The organism is Burkholderia singularis (assembly GCF_001718875.1).
Taxonomy (GTDB): Bacteria; Pseudomonadota; Gammaproteobacteria; order Burkholderiales; family Burkholderiaceae; genus Burkholderia; species Burkholderia singularis.
Map to the genome: position 1 here is coordinate 537,437 of NZ_CP013449.1, position 18,118 is coordinate 555,554.

The 18,118-nt window shown below is 61.9% G+C and carries 16 protein-coding genes; 8 read left to right on the top strand and 8 right to left on the bottom strand.

All coding sequences use genetic code 11. The annotated features are described in order from the left end of the window. The first annotated feature begins 43 nt into the window (after window positions 1-43). Window positions 44-994 carry an alpha/beta hydrolase gene (locus tag AQ611_RS18365; protein ID WP_069236381.1) on the top strand — a complete coding sequence of 317 codons (951 nt, stop codon included), beginning with the start codon at window positions 44-46 and terminating at the stop codon, window positions 992-994. Between the two features lie 163 nt (window positions 995-1,157). On the opposite strand, the gene AQ611_RS18370 is transcribed toward AQ611_RS18365, so the two are convergent. From AQ611_RS18370 to AQ611_RS18380, 3 genes are read right to left on the bottom strand one after another with little or no spacing between them, the layout of a single operon-like run. After that, entirely contained in the window at window positions 1,158-2,135 is a 978-nt protein-coding gene (locus AQ611_RS18370; RefSeq protein ID WP_069235614.1) for an NAD-dependent epimerase/dehydratase family protein, read from the bottom strand. Further along, window positions 2,135-2,332 carry a hypothetical protein gene (locus tag AQ611_RS18375; protein ID WP_069235615.1) on the bottom strand — a complete coding sequence of 66 codons (198 nt, stop codon included), beginning with the start codon at window positions 2,330-2,332 and terminating at the stop codon, window positions 2,135-2,137. The genes AQ611_RS18370 and AQ611_RS18375 overlap by 1 nt, the downstream gene beginning before the upstream one ends. Continuing rightward, window positions 2,329-3,375: an acyltransferase family protein gene (locus AQ611_RS18380; RefSeq protein WP_069236382.1), complete on the bottom strand. Its 1,047-nt coding sequence runs from the start codon at window positions 3,373-3,375 to the stop codon at window positions 2,329-2,331. Before AQ611_RS18380 ends, AQ611_RS18375 begins: the two co-directional genes overlap by 4 nt. A 532-nt stretch (window positions 3,376-3,907) precedes the next feature. On the opposite strand from AQ611_RS18380, the gene AQ611_RS18385 reads away from it, so the two are divergent. Next, window positions 3,908-5,374, top strand: coding sequence for an oligosaccharide flippase family protein (locus AQ611_RS18385; protein ID WP_069236383.1), 1,467 nt, complete (start codon window positions 3,908-3,910; stop codon window positions 5,372-5,374). Continuing rightward, a complete protein-coding gene (locus AQ611_RS18390; protein WP_069235616.1) occupies window positions 5,371-7,818 on the top strand; it encodes a glycosyltransferase family 4 protein in 2,448 nt (815 codons plus the stop codon). The genes AQ611_RS18385 and AQ611_RS18390 overlap by 4 nt, the downstream gene beginning before the upstream one ends. A 243-nt stretch (window positions 7,819-8,061) precedes the next feature. Here AQ611_RS18390 and AQ611_RS18395 read toward each other — a convergent pair whose 3' ends face one another. Beyond that, window positions 8,062-9,228 (bottom strand): acyltransferase family protein, encoded by a 1,167-nt coding sequence (locus AQ611_RS18395; RefSeq protein WP_069235617.1) that lies wholly within the window; start codon window positions 9,226-9,228, stop codon window positions 8,062-8,064. A 223-nt stretch (window positions 9,229-9,451) separates the two neighbouring features. Between AQ611_RS18395 and AQ611_RS26185 the strand changes: the two genes are divergently transcribed. After that, the gene (locus AQ611_RS26185) at window positions 9,452-9,604 is read left to right on the top strand and encodes a hypothetical protein (protein ID WP_069235618.1); all 153 of its coding nucleotides are present in this window, start codon (window positions 9,452-9,454) and stop codon (window positions 9,602-9,604) included. Window positions 9,605-9,826: 222 nt separating this feature from the next. Then, a complete protein-coding gene (galU, locus tag AQ611_RS18405) occupies window positions 9,827-10,714 on the top strand; it encodes a UTP--glucose-1-phosphate uridylyltransferase GalU (protein ID WP_059514878.1) in 888 nt (295 codons plus the stop codon). On the opposite strand, the gene AQ611_RS25710 is transcribed toward galU, so the two are convergent. Beyond that, window positions 10,672-11,322, bottom strand: a complete 651-nt coding sequence (locus AQ611_RS25710) for a hypothetical protein (protein ID WP_146011727.1) — start codon at window positions 11,320-11,322, stop codon at window positions 10,672-10,674. The genes galU and AQ611_RS25710 overlap by 43 nt on opposite strands. A 374-nt stretch (window positions 11,323-11,696) precedes the next feature. Between AQ611_RS25710 and AQ611_RS18415 the strand changes: the two genes are divergently transcribed. Beyond that, window positions 11,697-12,140 carry an HU family DNA-binding protein gene (locus AQ611_RS18415; RefSeq protein WP_059514874.1) on the top strand — a complete coding sequence of 148 codons (444 nt, stop codon included), beginning with the start codon at window positions 11,697-11,699 and terminating at the stop codon, window positions 12,138-12,140. A 241-nt stretch (window positions 12,141-12,381) separates the two neighbouring features. Here AQ611_RS18415 and AQ611_RS18420 read toward each other — a convergent pair whose 3' ends face one another. The 3 genes from AQ611_RS18420 to AQ611_RS18430 all read right to left on the bottom strand — a co-directional run bounded on the left by AQ611_RS18420 (window position 12,382) and on the right by AQ611_RS18430 (window position 15,272). Further along, window positions 12,382-13,554 (bottom strand): porin, encoded by a 1,173-nt coding sequence (locus AQ611_RS18420; protein WP_059514871.1) that lies wholly within the window; start codon window positions 13,552-13,554, stop codon window positions 12,382-12,384. Window positions 13,555-13,949: 395 nt separating this feature from the next. Further along, the gene (locus tag AQ611_RS18425) at window positions 13,950-14,870 is read right to left on the bottom strand and encodes a YihY/virulence factor BrkB family protein (protein ID WP_059514870.1); all 921 of its coding nucleotides are present in this window, start codon (window positions 14,868-14,870) and stop codon (window positions 13,950-13,952) included. A 165-nt stretch (window positions 14,871-15,035) separates the two neighbouring features. Continuing rightward, complete coding sequence (locus AQ611_RS18430) at window positions 15,036-15,272, bottom strand: DUF7661 family protein (protein WP_059514867.1); 237 nt, start codon at window positions 15,270-15,272, stop codon at window positions 15,036-15,038. Window positions 15,273-15,662: 390 nt separating this feature from the next. Between AQ611_RS18430 and AQ611_RS18435 the strand changes: the two genes are divergently transcribed. Both AQ611_RS18435 and fdhA read left to right on the top strand, forming a co-directional pair. Then, window positions 15,663-16,685 carry a succinylglutamate desuccinylase/aspartoacylase family protein gene (locus AQ611_RS18435; protein ID WP_059515518.1) on the top strand — a complete coding sequence of 341 codons (1,023 nt, stop codon included), beginning with the start codon at window positions 15,663-15,665 and terminating at the stop codon, window positions 16,683-16,685. Between the two features lie 212 nt (window positions 16,686-16,897). Then, window positions 16,898-18,097 carry a formaldehyde dehydrogenase, glutathione-independent gene (gene fdhA / locus AQ611_RS18440; RefSeq protein ID WP_059514865.1) on the top strand — a complete coding sequence of 400 codons (1,200 nt, stop codon included), beginning with the start codon at window positions 16,898-16,900 and terminating at the stop codon, window positions 18,095-18,097. Window positions 18,098-18,118 lie beyond the last annotated feature (21 nt).

Below are 18,118 nucleotides of genomic sequence, written 5' to 3' on the forward strand. Positions count from 1 at the left end.
CATCATGCCGAGTTCGAATGAGGGTGCGGCAACGATGATTTCGATGCGTACAGATGGGATCGATCGGGCGCTGATCGATTATTACGCAGCGGCGAGCCGTGCGTTTGCTCCGGTGCCCAGGACGGCGGGCGCGGCAGCCGTTCGCGCGCGATTCGAGCGAGTGGCGGCCGCGTTCAGCGTGCCGCTTTCTGCTGGCGTCCGGCGCGAGCGAATCCGCATTCCGCTCGAACGCAGAACGTTGTCGGCTAATCTCTATCGTTCTGCGGCAGGCGCGCGTAACTTGCCGTTGCTCGTTTATTTTCATGGTGGCGGATGGGTGGTCGGTGATGCGTCGACGCACGAGGCCATCGCGTCGAACCTGGCGCTGGATGCGCGGTGCGGTGTCGCGAGCGTCGAATACCGGCTCGCGCCCGAGCATCCGTTTCCCGCGCCTGTCGACGATGCGGTGGATGCGCTCGGCTGGCTCGCGCGGCACGCATCGCGGCTGGGCTTTGCCGCACGGCGCATTGGCGTCGGCGGCGACAGTGCGGGTGCGCATCTGGCGATGGGGGCGGCGCGCATGGCGGCCGAGCGCGATCGGCTGGCGGTTCGCGCGCAACTGCTGCTCTATCCGGTTGCCCGTGCGCTCGCTTTTGGGGGGAGTGCCCGGATGCACGCACATTCTCCGGGGTTGAGCGCTGACGAAATGCGCTGGTACTGGGCACAGTTTTTGTCGGCGCACGCGCCCGCATGCGACGACGTGCGTGCGTTTCCGCTCGCGCGCGCACCGCTGCACAGGCCGTGCCGCACGATCATAGTCGCCGCGCGCGTCGATCCGCTGTATGACGACGCATGGGCGATTGCCCGGTTTATCGGGAACGCGCGCGGTCGGGTCGAATTGATCGACGCGGTCGACATGACGCATGGATTCGCCCGGCTGCAAGCGCATTCGAAATCGGCTCGCGAATGGATGCGGCATGCGGGCCGGCGCCTGGGCGAAGCGCTTCGCGAATAGCCGCGCGGGTGGTGGACGTGATTTTGTGTCGGCTCGCCGTGCCCGCCGCGAATAGTTGCCGTGTTTGCGGCATCGCGCTTCGTATGTGCTTAGGCGTGGCGGGATGCTCGGGACTTGCCGCACGACCGCTTCGGTCAGGCGGTGGACGCAAGTGCGTAGATACTCAGCGCACTAGGAGGTTGGCGTGCTTCGGCGGTGCGCTGCGCATCTCGTCGTACATCCAGCGCAACGTTTCTTCGAGCGGCGTGATGCGCGTGTCGCCGATCGCCTCGTTCAACTTGCGTCGCGAACCGACGAACTTCTTCGCTTCGTTCTCGCGCGCAAAACACGGATCGACGCTGACATCGATCACATATCCGGCGATGCGCGCGAGCATCGCGAGCACTTCTTTCGGCGTATAACCGCGTGCCGAGCAGACGTTGAACGTTTCGCCAGCCGGGGCGGCATCGATGAGCCTTGCATATGCGTCGACGACGTCGCGCACGTCGGAGATATCGCGGCTCGCATGCAGATTGCCGAGCGAGATTCGACGCGCGCCGCTCGCATAGTGCGCGACGAGGTTGGGCAGCCGCCACATATCACGCCGTTCGCGCTGGCCGACGCCCGTATAGTCGAATGGCCGCACGATCACGATCGGCAATCGATCGAGCCACAGCTGCGCCAGATATTCCATCGATAGCTTGCTGACCGAGTAATCGTCTACCGGTTGCGGCGGCACGGTTTCATCGAGCGCTTCATCACACAGATTGCCGTAGACGCTCGCGCTGCTCGCGAGCAGCACTGCGTCGGGGCGTGTGCCAAGACCGGCGAGCGCTGCGAGTAGATTGCGCGTACCGATGACGTTGACGATATACGTGTCGTATGGGTTGTCGTGCACGACGTGCGCGCGCGCCGCGAGATGAGCGACCGCATGCGGCTGCGCGTCGGCCGCGGCCACGTGCAGCGAATCGAGATTCAGCAGATCGGCTTGAATGCAGCGGTATCGCTGCAGCAGCGGATCGCCGCTTACGTTCGTGCCGGGCGTGACGATTCCCCAGACTTCGTAGCCAGCCGCGTCGAGCCGTTGTGCGAGATGCCGCCCGGTAAAACCGGCGATGCCGGTAATGAGCGCGCGCCGCGCGTGGCATTCAGAAAATTTCATTAGTGCGGGGTACTCCCGTTTTGTGAAACCGCTCGCACGTTGCGGAACTTCTCCGAGGCCAGCGTTCGATGGCCCCGCGTCTTCAGATTCACGGCGCGCACCGCTTCGGGCAGGTTCAATGCGCGGGCAGCGATGCGTCGCGCGGCCGTTCCGGATCGATCGAACGAAAGATGAATGGAGTGCATGCTGTAGATCATGTGGACGCGCGCATGGCGCTTGCGGCCGTCTGCCGCGCCGCGTTGCGCACCAAGCGCCGCTCGAAGCCGTACCAGCTCGCGGTGGCATACGTGAGCGTGGCAGCCAGTGCGAGCAACGTCGTCAGATAGCGATTCCAGTGCAGCGGCCAGAGCGCGTACAACATGCTCACGTGAACGAGATAAATCGAGTAGCTGACGCTGCCGATGTAGACGAGCACGGGGTGCGTCAGAATGCGCTGAACGATGCCGCGACCACGCAGCGCGATCACGACGATCGACGTGCAAAGCGCGACTGAGATGCTATAGAGCGCCGCATTCGATAGCGGCGTGTGCGCCGCACGCAGGCGCGGATACGATAGATGCAGGCACACCAGCGCTGCCAGCGCCGCCAGTGCGAGCGCGGCGGCCGCGCCATAATACGGCTCTAGTGCGTGCCGGTCGCGCGTGATGGCGATCGCGAGCAGCGCGCCGGCGGCAAGCAAGTCCATTCGGAACGGCGTCAAATAATAGACGGGCCAAGACGAACTGAACCATGGCGTTACGATTGCGCGCATTGCCGGCGCGGCGACGATCAGCGCACCGGCGATCCATGCCAGCACGCGTATCGGGCAAAGCAGCACGACGAATGGCCAGAGTAGGTAGAACTGCTCTTCAACCGCGAGCGACCACAGCACGTTCAGACTGTCGTGCCCGATGCTGCCGAGCGACAGCCCCAGGTTCGTCAAAAAAAACGCATACCACGGCCAATGGCGAACCCATTCGACACCGAACAGCAGTGACGAAACGGCCAGCAGCAATAGATACGGAGGCAAGATGCGGCGCGCGCGGCGCGCGTAGAAATAGCCGAAATACGACTGGCCGCATGCCTTGCGTTCGAGCAGGATGCCGGTAATCAAAAAGCCGCTCAGCACGAAGAAAAGATCGACGCCGATCCACAGCGGCACTTTCAGCGCATGATGAAAAAACACCGACAGCACCGCGAATGCACGCAGGCCGTCGAGCTGAACGATGCGGCCGGCCTGACCGGGCGAAGCGGCAGGCATGTCGGGTATGCTGGAATTGATCGCGACGGTCATCGATATGCCGATAAATAAAAATTCGATCTTTAGTCAATTTTAGACAAAATAAATTGGTAAAAAACACATCTTAATTCGACGAATTCGGATTGCCTTCGAGGCACGGTGCCGCTATGGAATGGCATACGGTGCGCCGGACTGCACTGCAAGTTCTACTTGAATAGTCCGCTGGTGGCCGGTCGTTATTACACGCAGGAAAAAAGTTGAGTGAGAAATTGCACAACGGTATTCCGCGGGGATTTATTCGTGAATATTTCCAATTTCTTATGAATATTTTTGCTTGTAACCTGCGTTTCATCGTTTGAAATCGATTTGAAACATATTTTGCGATGTGCTCGGCACCGCGCAGGCTCGCGTCGTCTGCGAGGTTCGAAAGGAGATGGCGTTTTGCGACGTCCGATGCTGATGGGAGCGGCAATACCTCTGGTTATGGCGGCGGAATCTGGCATGAGCGACGCACGGTCGGTCACGAGCGGACATGCGGCCACGCGATGCAATCATGGATAAACGCATTTTGAGGAACGTTGCAATCAATTTCGTCGGCATGGTCTTGCCGACATTCGTTTCGCTCGTTACCGTGCCAGCCTATATTCACACGCTGGGCGTCGAACGTTACGGCGTCGTGAGCCTCGTGTGGACGCTGATAGGCTATTTCGGAATCCTGGATCTCGGGATGAGCATGGCCGCTCAGTGTCACATCTCGAAGGCGTTCGCGAGCGGCGACAGTGCGCTGAGCGCGCGCGTGTACTGGAGTGCGTTCTGGCTCAATCTCGGAACCGGGGTGGCGGGGGGCTTGCTGATCTATTCCGGCGCGTTTGCCTATACCGCGTACTTCGCGAAGGTATCGGCCGGGTTGCGGCACGAGGTGTATCTCGCGCTGCCGTGGCTCGCGTTTGCGGTTCCGCTTGCGAACGTATCGTGGGTGTTCGCCGGGGCGATCAACGGTGCGGAGCGTTTCGGCGTCTATAACGCGAACCAGACAATCGGCACGTTCCTGTTTCAATTGCTGCCCTTGATCGCCGCGTGGTTTGTCGCGCCGACGTTGCAGGCCGTGCTCGCCGCCGCGGTCGTCGCGCGCTTGATCGCGGCCGTGATGCTGGGTTCGGCGAGCATCAAGGTACTGGGTATCCGCTCGATCGAACCGCCCCGGTTCGGCATTGCGAAAGGGCTTTTCAATTTCGGTGGCTGGATGCTGATCGCGAGCGCCACGGGCATGATTGCCGATACCCTCGATCGCGTGATGCTGGGCGCGGGGCTCGGCGCGAAGTATGTGACGTATTACGCGGTGCCACAAAATCTCGTCACGCGGTTGAGCATGTTGCCCAACGCGTTCGTGCGCACGCTGTTTCCGCGGTTGTCGGCGCTCGGTCGCGATGCGGCCGACACGCTCGTCGAGCAGTCGCTGGAATTTTTGAATGCCGTGTTCACGCCGGTCGCGATCGTCGCGATTTTTGCGCTCGATCCATTCCTTTCTCTATGGGTCGGCCGCGATCTTGCAAATCTGTCGTCGCCCGTCGGCGGCGTGCTCGTCATCAGTGTGTGGTTGGCTGGGCAGGCGAGCGTCGCGCGCATCCTGATCCAATCGCAACTCAATCCGGCACGCGCAGCTGCGGCCGGCCTCGTGCAGATGCCGCTCTTCATCGGGGCGCTATGGATCGGCATCCATCATTTCGGGCTGGTCGGCGCGGCGGTTGCCGTCGCGGTGCGCGCACTCGTCGATTACGGGTTGCTGCTGTTGTTATGCGCGATCCGGATTCGTGCCATCGCGCTCGATATGAGCGCGCATCTCGCATGCCTGCTCGCGAGCCTGTATGCCGCGCATGCGCTGCCGGGATTGCCCGCCGCGATCGTCGCGTGTGCGGCGGCACTCGCGTTGAACGCCGGCTGGTCGATTGCGATGACGCCTGGCATCCGGATGCTCGCACGCGCCGCACTCGTGCGCCTGAATGTGACGAAAATCATATGAAACGAGATCTTGCCGAACAGGCGGCGCGGCGCATCGCACGCGATGCGTGCGGTGCGCGGCTCACGCCGCCGCGTGCGAGTGCTACTGCACGGGCGTTGCGCGTGGCGATCGTGCACGACTGGCTCGTCACCTATGCAGGCGCCGAGCGTGTGCTCGAACAGATCGTCGCGTGCTTTCCGGACGCCGATTTGTTCAGCGTCGTCGATTTTCTCGGCGACCGCACGTTCCTGCGCGGCAAGCCGGTGAAAACCTCGTTCATCCAGCGGCTGCCGTTCGCCCGTACTCAGTACCGCAGCTATCTGCCGCTGATGCCGATCGCGATCGAGCAGCTCGACGTATCGTCTTACGATCTTGTGATTTCCAGCAGCCATGCGGTTGCCAAGGGGATTTTGACCGGCCCTGACCAAGTGCACGTCAGCTACGTGCACTCGCCGATTCGTTACGCATGGGATCTGCAACATCAGTACCTCGAACAGACTCAGTTGACCCGTGGCGTCAAATCGGTGCTCGCGCGGCTGATTCTGCATTACATGCGGAACTGGGACGTGCGCACGGCAAATTCGGTCGACCGGTTCATCGCGAATTCGGCGTTTGTCGCGCGGCGGATTCGCAAGGTGTATCGGCGCGATGCGGCGGTGGTGTTTCCGCCGGTCGACGTCGACGGATTCGCGCTGTGCGCGCAAAAAGAGGATTTTTATGTCACGGCGTCGCGCATGGTGCCGTATAAGAAGATCGATCTGATCGTCGACGCGTTCGCGCAGATGCCCGAGCGGCGGCTCGTCGTGATCGGAGACGGGCCGGACATTGCCAAGATCCGTGCGAAGGCGACGTCAAATGTCGAGATCATGGGTTATCAGCCGTTCCCGGTGCTGCATGACAGGATGCGTCGGGCAAAAGCGTTCGTCTTCGCGGCCGAAGAGGATTTCGGAATTTCGGTTGTCGAGGCGCAGGCGTGCGGTACGCCCGTGATTGCGTATGGCAAGGGCGGCGCGCTCGAGACGGTGCGCGACGTGCCGCACGAGCGTCCGACTGGTGTGTTTTTCGGCGAGCAGAGCGTGCGTGCGATCATGGATGCCGTGGGTGATTTCGAGCGCGCGCCGCAATGTTTCGATCCGCAGGATTGCCGAGCGAACGCGGAGCGGTTTTCCGCTGCGCACTTCCGGCGCCGTTTCCTCGCGCAGATCGATACGCTATTGCCCGATGCGCAGGCGCGAGCGAGGTTCACGCGGCGCACTGAGCCGCCTGCCGTGTCGTTGAAGTCAAGCGGGTTGAAGGCGCTCGTGCTCGATCAGGCCGGCGTGCTGGGGGGCGCCGAGTTGTCGTTGCTCGAGGCGATGATGCAATTGCGCGATGCCGCCGACGTTGTGCTGTTCGGCGACGGCCCATTTCGCGACGCGCTGATCGAAGCGAGCGTGCGCGTCGAGGTGGTCGGTGAGCGTGCGCTCGCGGGTGTGCGCAAGCAGGGTGGCATGTCGTTGCGCACCGCAGGCAGTTTGCTGGCGCTCGTGCGCGATATCGCGCGCCGCGCGCGCGGTTTCGACGTGATCTACGCGAACACGCAGCGTGCGATGGTGGTCGGCGCGATCGCCGGACGGCTCGCACGCAAGCCGGTCGTCTGGCATCTGCGCGACATCGTCAGCCAAGCGCATTTCGGGCCGAAGCAGCGCGCGGCGATTCGGTATTGCGCGCGGTTCGGCGTGACGCGTGTGATCGCGAACTCGGAGGCTTCCGCGCAGGCGTTTGTCGCACTGAGCGGTTTCGATCGCGACGCGGTGCAGGTTGTCTTCAACGGTATTTCGGCCGAGCCGTTCGTCAAGTTGGAACCGGTGCGCCAGGCTGCGCTGCGCGTGCGCTTCGGGCTGCCGCGCGATGCGTGGATCGTCGGGTCGTTCAGCCGGCTCGCGCACTGGAAAGGCCAGCACGTTTTGCTCGAGGCGGCCCGGCTCTATCGGGACATGCATGTCGCGCTCGTCGGCGCGCCGCTGTTCGGCGAGGACGATTACGCGGCTTGGCTTAATGAGTATGTCGTCGAGCACGGGCTCGCGGAGCGCGTGCATTTCCTCGGCTTTCAGCGCGACATCCCGGCTTGCATGAAGGCAGTCGATGTCGTTGCGCATACGTCGATCATGCCGGAGCCGTTTGGACGAGTGATCGTCGAGGGGATGCTCGCGAAGCGGCCGGTCGTCGCGGCCCGTGCGGGCGGCGTCCTCGAGATCGTCGACGACGACGTAAACGGTCTGCTATGCGAGCCCGGCGACGCACACGCGCTTGCCGACGCGCTCGCCGCGCTGCGAACCGATGCCGTGCTGTGCAATCGGCTCGTCCGGAACGGCTATGAAACCGCGCTAAATCGCTTTGGCGTGCGGCGGTATGTCGAGCAGGTCGAGCGGATGTTGGTCGAGACGGCGCAACGGCGCGCAGGCCGTCCGTGCGACAGCGCGTGAGCGGCAGCGGGCGTGAAGGTCGTGACGGATACGGTGATCGGCCGCGCGTTCCGCAGTGACCGCATGGGCCGCAGCTCGGCAGCCGCGCTCGGTGACCGCGGAGCCGTCGTTTTTCCGAGGCCGATTTACCGTTTTGCGCGCACCGGCGGCGCATCGATGCGGCTGGACCCGGAAATGCGCGTGGGCAGTGCGGTCATGCATTCCGCGTTGGCTGCCTTCCCATTTTGGGAACGATTGCCGGATTCACACCGGCATTCGTTGTCGCGCGGCAGCCGTGGCGGCCCGCTTCGGCTTCAGACTGGCCGACCAACGTATCGCCGGCCGCTCGACCGCCAGATAGAACAGATACGCGAGTGGCACGACGGCTGCGATGAACGCAAACGATGGCCAGATCGACATCTGCAGCGCCGACCGATAGAGCACTGAGCCGATGCATACGAAAAGCGGTAAATGGATCAGATATAGCGAATAGCTGAAGTTGCCGAACCACGACAGCACGCGCATCGGTAAGGACGCCGAGCCGGGCCGCGCCAGCGCCGCGTACAGATAGCAGGCGAAACCGGCGGCCCAGAGCTGGAATGCGCCGTACTGCCCAAAATGGAACGCGATACAGCCGAGCGCGGTGCCGGTGGCTGCCGCCGCATACCAAAGCCTTGACGGCATGGCGCAGGCCATCCGTCGCTGCGCGCGTCCGTCGGCAATCCACGCGCCGAGCGTCCACGACAGCCAGTACGATGTGAAGAACTGGATATCGTGACGTATGCACACCCATGCGGATACCAGGTTGACGAGCGAGATCGCGATAACGATCGGCAGGATGCCGAAACGCCGGCGTGTCGCGAACAGCAGCGGATAAACAGCGTAGAACTGCACTTCAAGCGACAACGTCCACAATGCGCCGTTGGACCCGTAGGTATAGCCGGCTACCCCTTGCAACGATAACAGGTTGACGACGAACGCAGTCGGTCCGATATCGCGGATCTTATGGCTGACGGGCTCGAATTGCAGGCTGATTGCATCTAGCGCGAGCGTGAGCACGAGCGCGGCGAGCAGCACCGGGTAGATCCGCACGAAGCGGCGGGCCCAAAAGTTCGGCGCGTCGAGCCGGTACGACGGATCGGCGGCGAATCGCAGCGCTGCGTTGCGGTGAATGCAGTAGCCGCTGAGCACGAAAAAGATCGGCACGCCCGCGCTGCCCCACGCGAACGGAAACGTCAGATAGCCGAGCAATACGTCGGGCGCGAACGAATGGCCGTGTGCGCGATAAAAGCTCTGCATGCCGACCCATACGACCTGCCGGCAATGAAAATATGCGACGGCGAGCGCCGCGAAGCCGCGCAGCGCGTCGATCAGATGTTCTTTCTCGGCGATGGCCGGCCGTGTGTCCGGCGCCTCGCTCCACGCATCCATTCGATCCGGCTCCTTGTAATGACAAAATGAGAAACGCGCTAAAGACGACGGCCGATCGTAAATCGCAATAAATTCGAGCGGGGAATAAAAAATATGAAATCAGACGAGTACAAATAATCTCATGGGTTTGCAAAATTGACACAAGCGCCGACATATAACTAATTATTTGCCGATTTTTTTCTGTTAGCTTGTGACTTCAACCAAACGGGGTGGGGAGTTTGCAATGGATATTCATTGGATCGCGATCGGTGCCATATTGCTCGTAATGGCCGTTTTGTCGGCTTATCGGGATGCGTTGAAGAACGAACCGATCAATGGCCGTGGCTTGGGGCGGCGCGATGCGCGTTATTCGGAGGAGTTCGAGCAGTACCGGTAAATGGAGCGTAGGATCGAATCGGCAAGCTATCGAAAAGCAAGTGGCGCGGCGGAGGGATTGACCGGCTTTTCGGAAATTATAAGCTCGAGCGTATGAAAGTGAATCCGGACGTCTCATATCGAATAACAAAAGATTTAATTGTCGGGTGCTAAATTTAGTGTGATGCTTTCCGGCTATCGACATCCGATAGCCGGGTTACCTCCAAATATTCGGGATGTGATCATGTTGAAAGTCACCAAAGCCGTGTTTCCCGTTGCCGGCCTAGGCACACGGTTTTTGCCGGCGACCAAGGCGAGTCCCAAGGAGATGCTGCCGGTAGTCGACAAACCGCTGATCCAGTATGCGGTCGAGGAGGCGATCAATGCAGGCATCACCGAAATGATCTTCGTGACGGGCCGCAGCAAGCGTGCGATTGAGGATCATTTCGACAAGTCGTTCGAAATCGAATCCGAGCTGGAGGCGCGCGGCAAGGAAAAACTTCTCGCACTCGTGCGCAGCATCAAACCGAGCCATGTCGATTGCTTTTATGTGCGTCAGCCCTCCGCACTCGGGCTGGGCCATGCGGTGCAGTGCGCGGAAAAGCTCGTGCACGGCGAGCCGTTCGCCGTGATTCTCGCCGACGATTTGCTGTACGGCGATCAACCCGTGCTCAAGCAACTTGTCGACGTTTTCAATCACTATCACAGCACGGTGATCGGCGTCGAAACCATCGAGCGCGAAGATAGCCGTTCGTATGGCGTCGTCGAGGGGCGCGAGTGGGAAGAGGACATCATCAAGCTGTCGGGCATCGTCGAGAAGCCTGCGCCGGAGCAGGCGCCGTCGAATCTGGGCGTCGTCGGGCGCTACATACTGATGCCGAGCATCTTCGATCATCTGCGCAGGATCAAGCCGGGCGCGGGCGGCGAAATGGAACTGACGGACGCGGTGCAGTCGCTGCTGACGGAGGAGCAGGTGCTCGCGTACCGCTATTACGGCACGCGCTTCGACTGCGGCAGCAAGCTCGGCTATCTGAAGGCGACCGTCGAGCTTGCGCTTCAGCATCCGGAAGTGGGCCGCGATTTCGAAGCTTATTTACGAACCTGTTTGCCGGTGGCCGCATCGGTTGCATGACGGCGCTTTGTTCTGAATTCTGAAATGTCGCGGTGTGTGGCGATGGTTCCATAATCCCCGGTTCTCTCGAGACGGGGATTTTGATCGATGCGCCATTGCAGGCACGGGCGTCGGTGCGGGCGACGTCGCGGAATGATGCGTTCGGCGGCGCGCGGCGAGTCGGTAGAGAGGGGGATCGGAGGCCCGGCTTTTCGCGTCGCGTAGCGATCGCGCAATGCGGCATTGAGCGGTTCCTGGTAGTCGAGCGCACATTCGGTACTGCGTCGTAGTTGGACAAGCCCTGCTGCGAGCCGCAATGGCAGGATTCCGAAGGGGGCGCGCAGCGGCGGCAGTATGGGCAGCCTCTGGCGGGCTGCCTGTATCACGCCGGAATGCGCCGCAATCAGAGGGTAGCGCATGCGGAAACCGTAGCCGACGGTACCGTGATCGCCGATCGGCCCGCTTCTTCGCGCAGCTTCTCGACCGAATGCTGACCTGTTCGCCAGCCGGAAACGGGTCGCGCCAGCCTGGCACACCGGGCCCGATCGTGCGCCGACTGCGGTGGGCTGGCCCACGATCAGCGCGCCGTTGATCGGGAAAATTACCTTGGACGCGGAGCTTGACTGCATCGACCGAGCGGGCACGCCGCTCGATGAGCGACGAAAGCGGATGTGACGGCGGCAGCATGTATGCCGTCCAGATCCCTCACGTAGCGGAGTTCGCGCAATCCAGGTTCCGAGCGATGCGATATTGGCGCAAAGCATAGGAATGCAAATCCCGAGCATGATTCCCGGTCGCCGCAGGCTTGAGCGCGGTACGAAAACCTTTGCCTACACGGGCGAATGCGGGATCGTAGTCGGCAGCGCGCAACAAAATCTGCGGGAAACCCGCTAAATACGCACAAAAGTGCTGCACGAAGCGACGCGGCGCTTGTAGAATCCGGCGTTGAAGCTCGCATGTTGCGCGCTTCGTGTATCCAATGACCACACCTGGTAGGAGAAACATGGCGACTTCCGCAAAAAAGGTAGCCAAGAAGGCTGCCGCACCGGCCAAGAAAGTGGCTGCCAAGAAAGCAGCGCCCGTGAAAAAAGTCGTAGCCAAGAAGGCCGTCGCGAAGGCGCCCGCCGCTCCGACGCCGATCAAGGATTCGTTCACCAAGGCATCGCTCGCCGCTCACATCGCCGAGCGCGCCGAGGTCGAGCTGAAAACCGTGAAGGCAGTGCTGGCAGCGCTCGAGAACACGATCCTCGGTTCGATCCACAAGAAGGGTGCGGGCGAGTTCACGCTGCCGGGCCTGCTGAAGATCACCGCACAAGCCGTGGCAGCGAAAAAGAAGCGCTTCGGCAAGGACCCGTTCACCGGTGAAGAGCGCTGGTTCCCGGCCAAGCCGGCGAGCGTTCGCGTCAAGGCGCGTGCGCTGAAGAAGCTGAAGGACGCAGCAGCGTAAGGACGGCGTGCGGTTTGCCGGAGTCGTCCGGCTTGTGATAAGTCCGAAAAAAACCCCGCGTGTGAAAGCGCGGGGTTTTTTTGTCCGTCTGCCGAATCGTTCGAAGGATGTAGAAAAACAGCCGTCGGTGTACGTATCGGGTTGACTGCGGGGTTGACTGCGGGGTTAAGTGCGCGGTTTCGGCTTCGCGACGCACGAATGTGCTGCCGCGAAGCCGAAGTACGTGCAGGCGGCGCCGCGTTTAGAACTTGTGGCGCAGGCCGACCGCGACCATTTCCTGGTTCTTCGTGCCGTTGTAGCCATACGAGCCGATCGATGCTTGCGCCGGCTGCGAAACCAGCGTGCCGCCGGCATTGATCAGCTGTGTACCGCTGGCGTGCTGGTACGCGCCTGCCAAATAGACGTCCGTGCGCTTGGACAGCGAGTAGTCGGCACCCACCGAAACTTGGTGATACTTCGCGTCCGCGTCGCCACGCGCCTTCGTGAAGATATAGCCAAGGCCGAGCATCAGCGCCGGCGTGGCCTGATAGATCACGAAGCCGCGGCCGGTGTCATAGTATTGGCTCTTGTGGAAGCCCGCCACCGAGTATCCGTCGCGGTCGAATTCCGAGTTCGCATAGCCGGCGCCAAACGTGAACGGACCATACACGTATTGCGCGGCCACTTGCGCGATCGCTACGCTGCGCGCGCTCATGTAGGCGTCGTTGATGTGGCTGTCGAACAGCGCGTCCGCCGATGGCGCGGTCCATGCGTTGTTCGGGCGATCCGCGGTGAGCAGGTTGTTTGCGTTGAAGTAGCCGCCTGCGATGCTGAACGGACCGTTGTTGTAAGCCGCCGCCACCGAATACGTGAGGCCCGAACCGGCGCGGCCCGCGATGCCGCCGAACGAATACATGGCTTCGAATTGGAGGCCGGCATACACGGGCGACGTGTACTTGACCGCGTTGTTCACGCGCAGGCTGTTGTCGTTGTTGTCGACATCGCCCGGGGTGGCGAACAGCGAGCCGAAGTAGTTGTCGGCAGTGATCGGCTGGACGAGGTCGACGAGCGGATCGTATTGACGGCCGAGCGTGAGCGTACCGAGCTGGTTGCTTTGCAACCCGACGAACGCTTGACGGCCGAAGATACGGCCCCCCTGATTGAGCCGGCCATTGGACGAATCAAAGCCGTTTTCCAACTGGAAGATCGCCTTCAAGCCGCCGCCGATGTCCTCGACGCCCTTCAGGCCCCAACGGCTGCCTTGCAGGTTGCCGCTACCCATTGCCCAGAGATTCTTGGACTGACCGTCGACACCGTGAACGTAAGTGATCGACGTGTCGATGACGCCGTACAGCGTAACGCTGCTTTGCGCATGAGCTGCGCCGGCAGCGCTTAGGAGTGCAAGAGACAGAGTCGACAAAGTGAGCTTTTTCATTGGGTTTTTCTCCACGCGAGTCAATCGTTTTTGTTGCGATTTGCAGAATAGCGTAATGCGCCCAACGTAAGAAATCATAAAAACAAAAAGTGTCTCATAAAGGTGACAGTCGCTATAAACCCCTTTCGCATCAAATACATAATGAATTGTTTCTATTTGTTGCGAGAATTCCAGGTGCTGTTCTGCGATTGTTTCGGCAAGCAGGGATTGTTTGCGGCGCTGTGTGTTTTTGCTCGTTTGATGTAAAAAAATGAGCGCGCAAACGTTTGCGCGCGAGATATGGGCGCGCTTTCCCAACCGAGTGCGCGATAAGAAGAATCTGAGAAAGTTAAAATAAATAAAACAGTATGGAATTCGAAGGGATATTGCGATTCTGGGATCGCATGGCCGTCGAATTAACTGGATGAACGATCACGCATTGCGGCTGGGGAGGGGGTTTCATTTTGGGCGTGAAGATGCGTGGCATTGCGCGCTGCAGCGAATTCCGCGCCGAGCAGCAGCACGGCGGCCGAAAAGTACAGCCACATCAGCAGCACTGCGAACGAACCCGCTGCGCCGAATGCGCTGGCGGTGCCCGCATGCGCGAGATACAGCGCGAAGAGTTTCTTGCCCGCCGAGAACAGCACGGCAGAGACGATGCCGCCCGTCATCGCGTCGCGAAACGGTACGCGCGCGTCCGGCAGGAACTTCATCAGCGTGCCGAACGCAGCGGCGAGTACGGCAATGCCAACCGAGAATTGCAACGCATTGCCGATGACGACATACGGCGAGTTGCCCCACAGCCAGTGGCCGATGAACGTGATCGCCGTATCGAGCACGAGCGAGACGATCAACAGGAACGCGACGCCGAGTACTAGCCCAAACGAAATCAGCCGGACCCGCACGAGCCCGAGCACTGACGACGCGCGCTCGCCATCGGCAGGCCAGATGATGCTCAGCGCTGTGTTCAGCGACGCGAACGTCGCGGATGCGCCGATCGCGAGCATCGCGAACGAGATCAAGGCCGCTATGCCGCCGCGGCTGCCGCTGCGGTGAGCATTCTCGACGATCGTCTGCACGCCGGCCGCGGCTTCGTTGCCGATCAGCTCGTGCACGTGGTTGAACACTTCGCCGCGCGCGGCGTCGGCGCCGAAGAACCAGCCTGCGACGGCGATCACCATCACGAGCGTGGGCGCAAGCGAAAACGCCGCGTAAAACGCGATGCTTGCCGCCATGGCCGGACAACGGTCGGCTGAGAAGCGTTTGAAGGCGTTCAGCACCCAGTTGACGTTATGGCGCACGAGTTTGTCCGATTGCTGAGGAATCTGAAGTTTCATCGAATATGCGTACCGGCGCGCGGGCGGCGCCGGTGTGATTGGCTGTCCTGCGTTCGGACGCCATTCGGCACGAAAAGTTTATTCGGATTGCGCATGGCGGAGCAGCAGGCGGCAGCCGCGCCGGTCCTTGCGGCCGGCGGCCATGCGGAATCGGGACGGGCCGGATCAGTCCGGTTCCGGAAGATCGAGGCGCTTGACGTTGCCTTTGTCAGGGGTCGCGCTCTCATGGAACAGATCGCCGAGGTACTGGCCCAGCTCGGCGGCGTCGAGAAAATCGGGGATCACGAAATGTGCGGGGCGGCGCTTGCCGTCGTTGCCGGGATAGAACGGCACCCAGCGATCTTGTACACGCTCGACCCAGATCTGCTTGCCGAACACGTCGAACTGATATTCCGTTGCCATACGTCGATCTCCGTGGGAGGGAGGACTCTCGCCGCCGGGGACGGCGAAGCGCGCCGACGGCCGCGATTGCCTCGGCGCATGCGACAGTGCGCATTGCGCTTGCTCGATTCTCCTATTTTGCCCATTGCGCGTGCATTGCCTGCGACGCAGGACCACGTTAGCAGAATCGGCGGATTGCGGCTATTCGTGCGGCGGCAATCCCGTTCGTCCGCTATCCAAAGCAACACGATGCGGATAACGATCGGACGCTTCCATGGTTTCAGCCGGTATGGCGGCGCGTTACGATCCTGTCGTCCGCGAGACTGCGCGCCGTTCACGCGAGAACGATTCCGAGTAAGCTTTTCCGCATCGCCTCGTTTGCCCTGTGGCCGTCGCCGGCCGATGCCGATCATGACCGATACCCCTGGCTTTCGCAATCCGATCCACTGTGAAATCGATCTCGATGCCGACGGCAAGCACGCAGGCTATCTGCGTTTGCCGCATTCGGTCCATCGTTCGGCATACGGATGGATCCCGTTGCCGATCGTGTCGATTCGCAACGGCAGCGGCCCGACGGTGCTCGTGCTGGCGGGCAATCATGGCGACGAGTACGAAGGGCAGATTGTTGCGTCGCGGCTTGTGATCGAGATCGATCCTCAAATGGTCGACGGGCAGCTCATCGTTTTGCCGATGGCGAATTTTCCGGCGGCGGAGGCCGGATTGCGCGTGTCGCCGCTCGATGGCGGAAATCTGAACCGCAGTTTCCCCGGCGACCCGATGGGCTCGCCGACCGCGGTGATCGCCGACTACATCGAGCACACGCTGCTGCCGCGCGCGCAGTATCTCGTCGATTTGCATTCGGGCGGCAGCTCGCTGCTATATCACGGCGGTAACATGCTTGCACTCGAACCGCGCGACGCTGCCGAACGCGCGCGTGTGCGCGCGCTGCTCGCCGCATTTGGTTTGCCGCGCGCGTTCGTGCATGCGCCTAATCCAGTGCATGCGTCGTCTGCCGCGCGCCGGCAAGGCGCAATCTCGATCCTGACCGAGCTTGGCGGCGGCGGGATGTCCGATTCCGCGCTGATTCGCGACGCGCGCCAGGGGCTGCTGCATTTTCTCGGCTTCGTCGGCGCGCTACACGGCCCTCTGGTGCCGGACGGCCCGCCGGCCCGGACGCGCTTCATGCGGGTGGCCGGCGCTCGGCATTATGTCTACGCATACGACAAGGGGCTCTACGAGCCGCTCGTCGAACTCGGCGAGCGGGTGCGGGCAGGTCAGCCGGCCGCGTTGATCCATTTTCCGGACACGCCGCTGCGCGAGCCGGTCACGCAATGTTTCGACAGCGACGGCGAGGTGATCTGCAAGCGCGTGCCCGCCCAGGTGCAGCGCGGCGATTGCCTGTTCCAACTTGCTGAGGACGATGCCGCGGCGTGACGCATGCGCCGCATCCCATCCTATTGTCCCTTCTCGTTGACGTTGCGCCGCAGCATCGGCGATGGCGGGCATCGTCAAGCCGGTGTCGGTTTTGGCCGCTTGGTCCACCGGCTTGCAAGCTACGCTCGATAGGCGTGCGCGACGCCGGCTGACGCCTGGGCGCCGGCCCGGCGGCGTGCGGCGCAATGCCAACGAGACATGGAGACAATGCGATGAGCAGCAACCGAGGTGTCGTGTATCAAGGGCCGGGCAGTGTCGAAGTGCAGAGCATCGACTATCCGAAAATGGTCGATCCGAGCGGCCGTGCGATTGGTCATGGCGTCATTCTGAAAGTGGTCAGCACGAATATTTGCGGCTCCGATCAGCACATGGTGCGGGGCCGCACGACCGCGCCCGTCGGCCTCGTGCTTGGTCACGAGATCACGGGCGAGGTGATCGAGGTGGGGCGCGATGTCGAGACGCTGAAGATCGGCGATCTGGTGTCGGTGCCGTTCAACGTCGCGTGCGGCCGCTGTGCGATGTGTCGCGAACAGCACACGGGCGTGTGCCTGAACGTCAACCCCGCGCGCGCGGGCGGCGCATACGGCTATGTCGACATGGGCGGCTGGATCGGCGGTCAGGCCGAATACGTGCTTGTTCCCTATGCTGATTTCAATCTGCTGAAATTTCCCGATCGAGATCAGGCAATGGCGAAGATTCGCGATCTCACGTGCCTGTCCGACATCCTGCCGACGGGCTATCACGGCGCCGTGTCTGCGGGCGTGAAGCCGGGGTCGACCGTGTACGTCGCAGGCGCGGGGCCGGTCGGGATGGCGGCCGCCGCGTCGGCGCGCCTGCTTGGCGCGGCATGCACGATCGTCGGCGACATGAATGCCGAGCGCCTCGCGCACGCGAAGGCGATGGGATTCGAAGTTGTCGATTTGTCGCAGGACGCGACGCTCGGTGAGCAGATTGAGCAGATTCTCGGCAAGCCGGAGATCGATTGCGCGATCGATTGCGTCGGCTTCGAGGCCCACGGTCATGGTTCGTCCGGCCACGAAGCGGAGGCGCCCGCAACAGTGCTGAACGCGCTGATGGAGATCACGCGGCCGGCCGGCGCGATCGGGATTCCGGGCCTTTACGTGACCGACGATCCGGGTGCGGTCGACACCGCCGCGAAGCACGGCAGCCTGAGTATCCGTTTCGGTCTGGGCTGGGCGAAGTCGCACACGTTCCATACCGGCCAGACGCCCGTGCTCAAATACAATCGCAATCTGATGCAGGCGATCTTGTTCGACCGGCTGCCGATCGCGCAAATCGTCAATGTAACGGTGATCTCGCTCGATCAGGCGCCTGAAGGCTACCGGAAGTTCGACGGCGGCGCGCCGCGCAAATTCGTCATCGATCCGCATGGAATGCTGAAAGCGGCTTGATATTCGTTTTCGCGGTGCGCG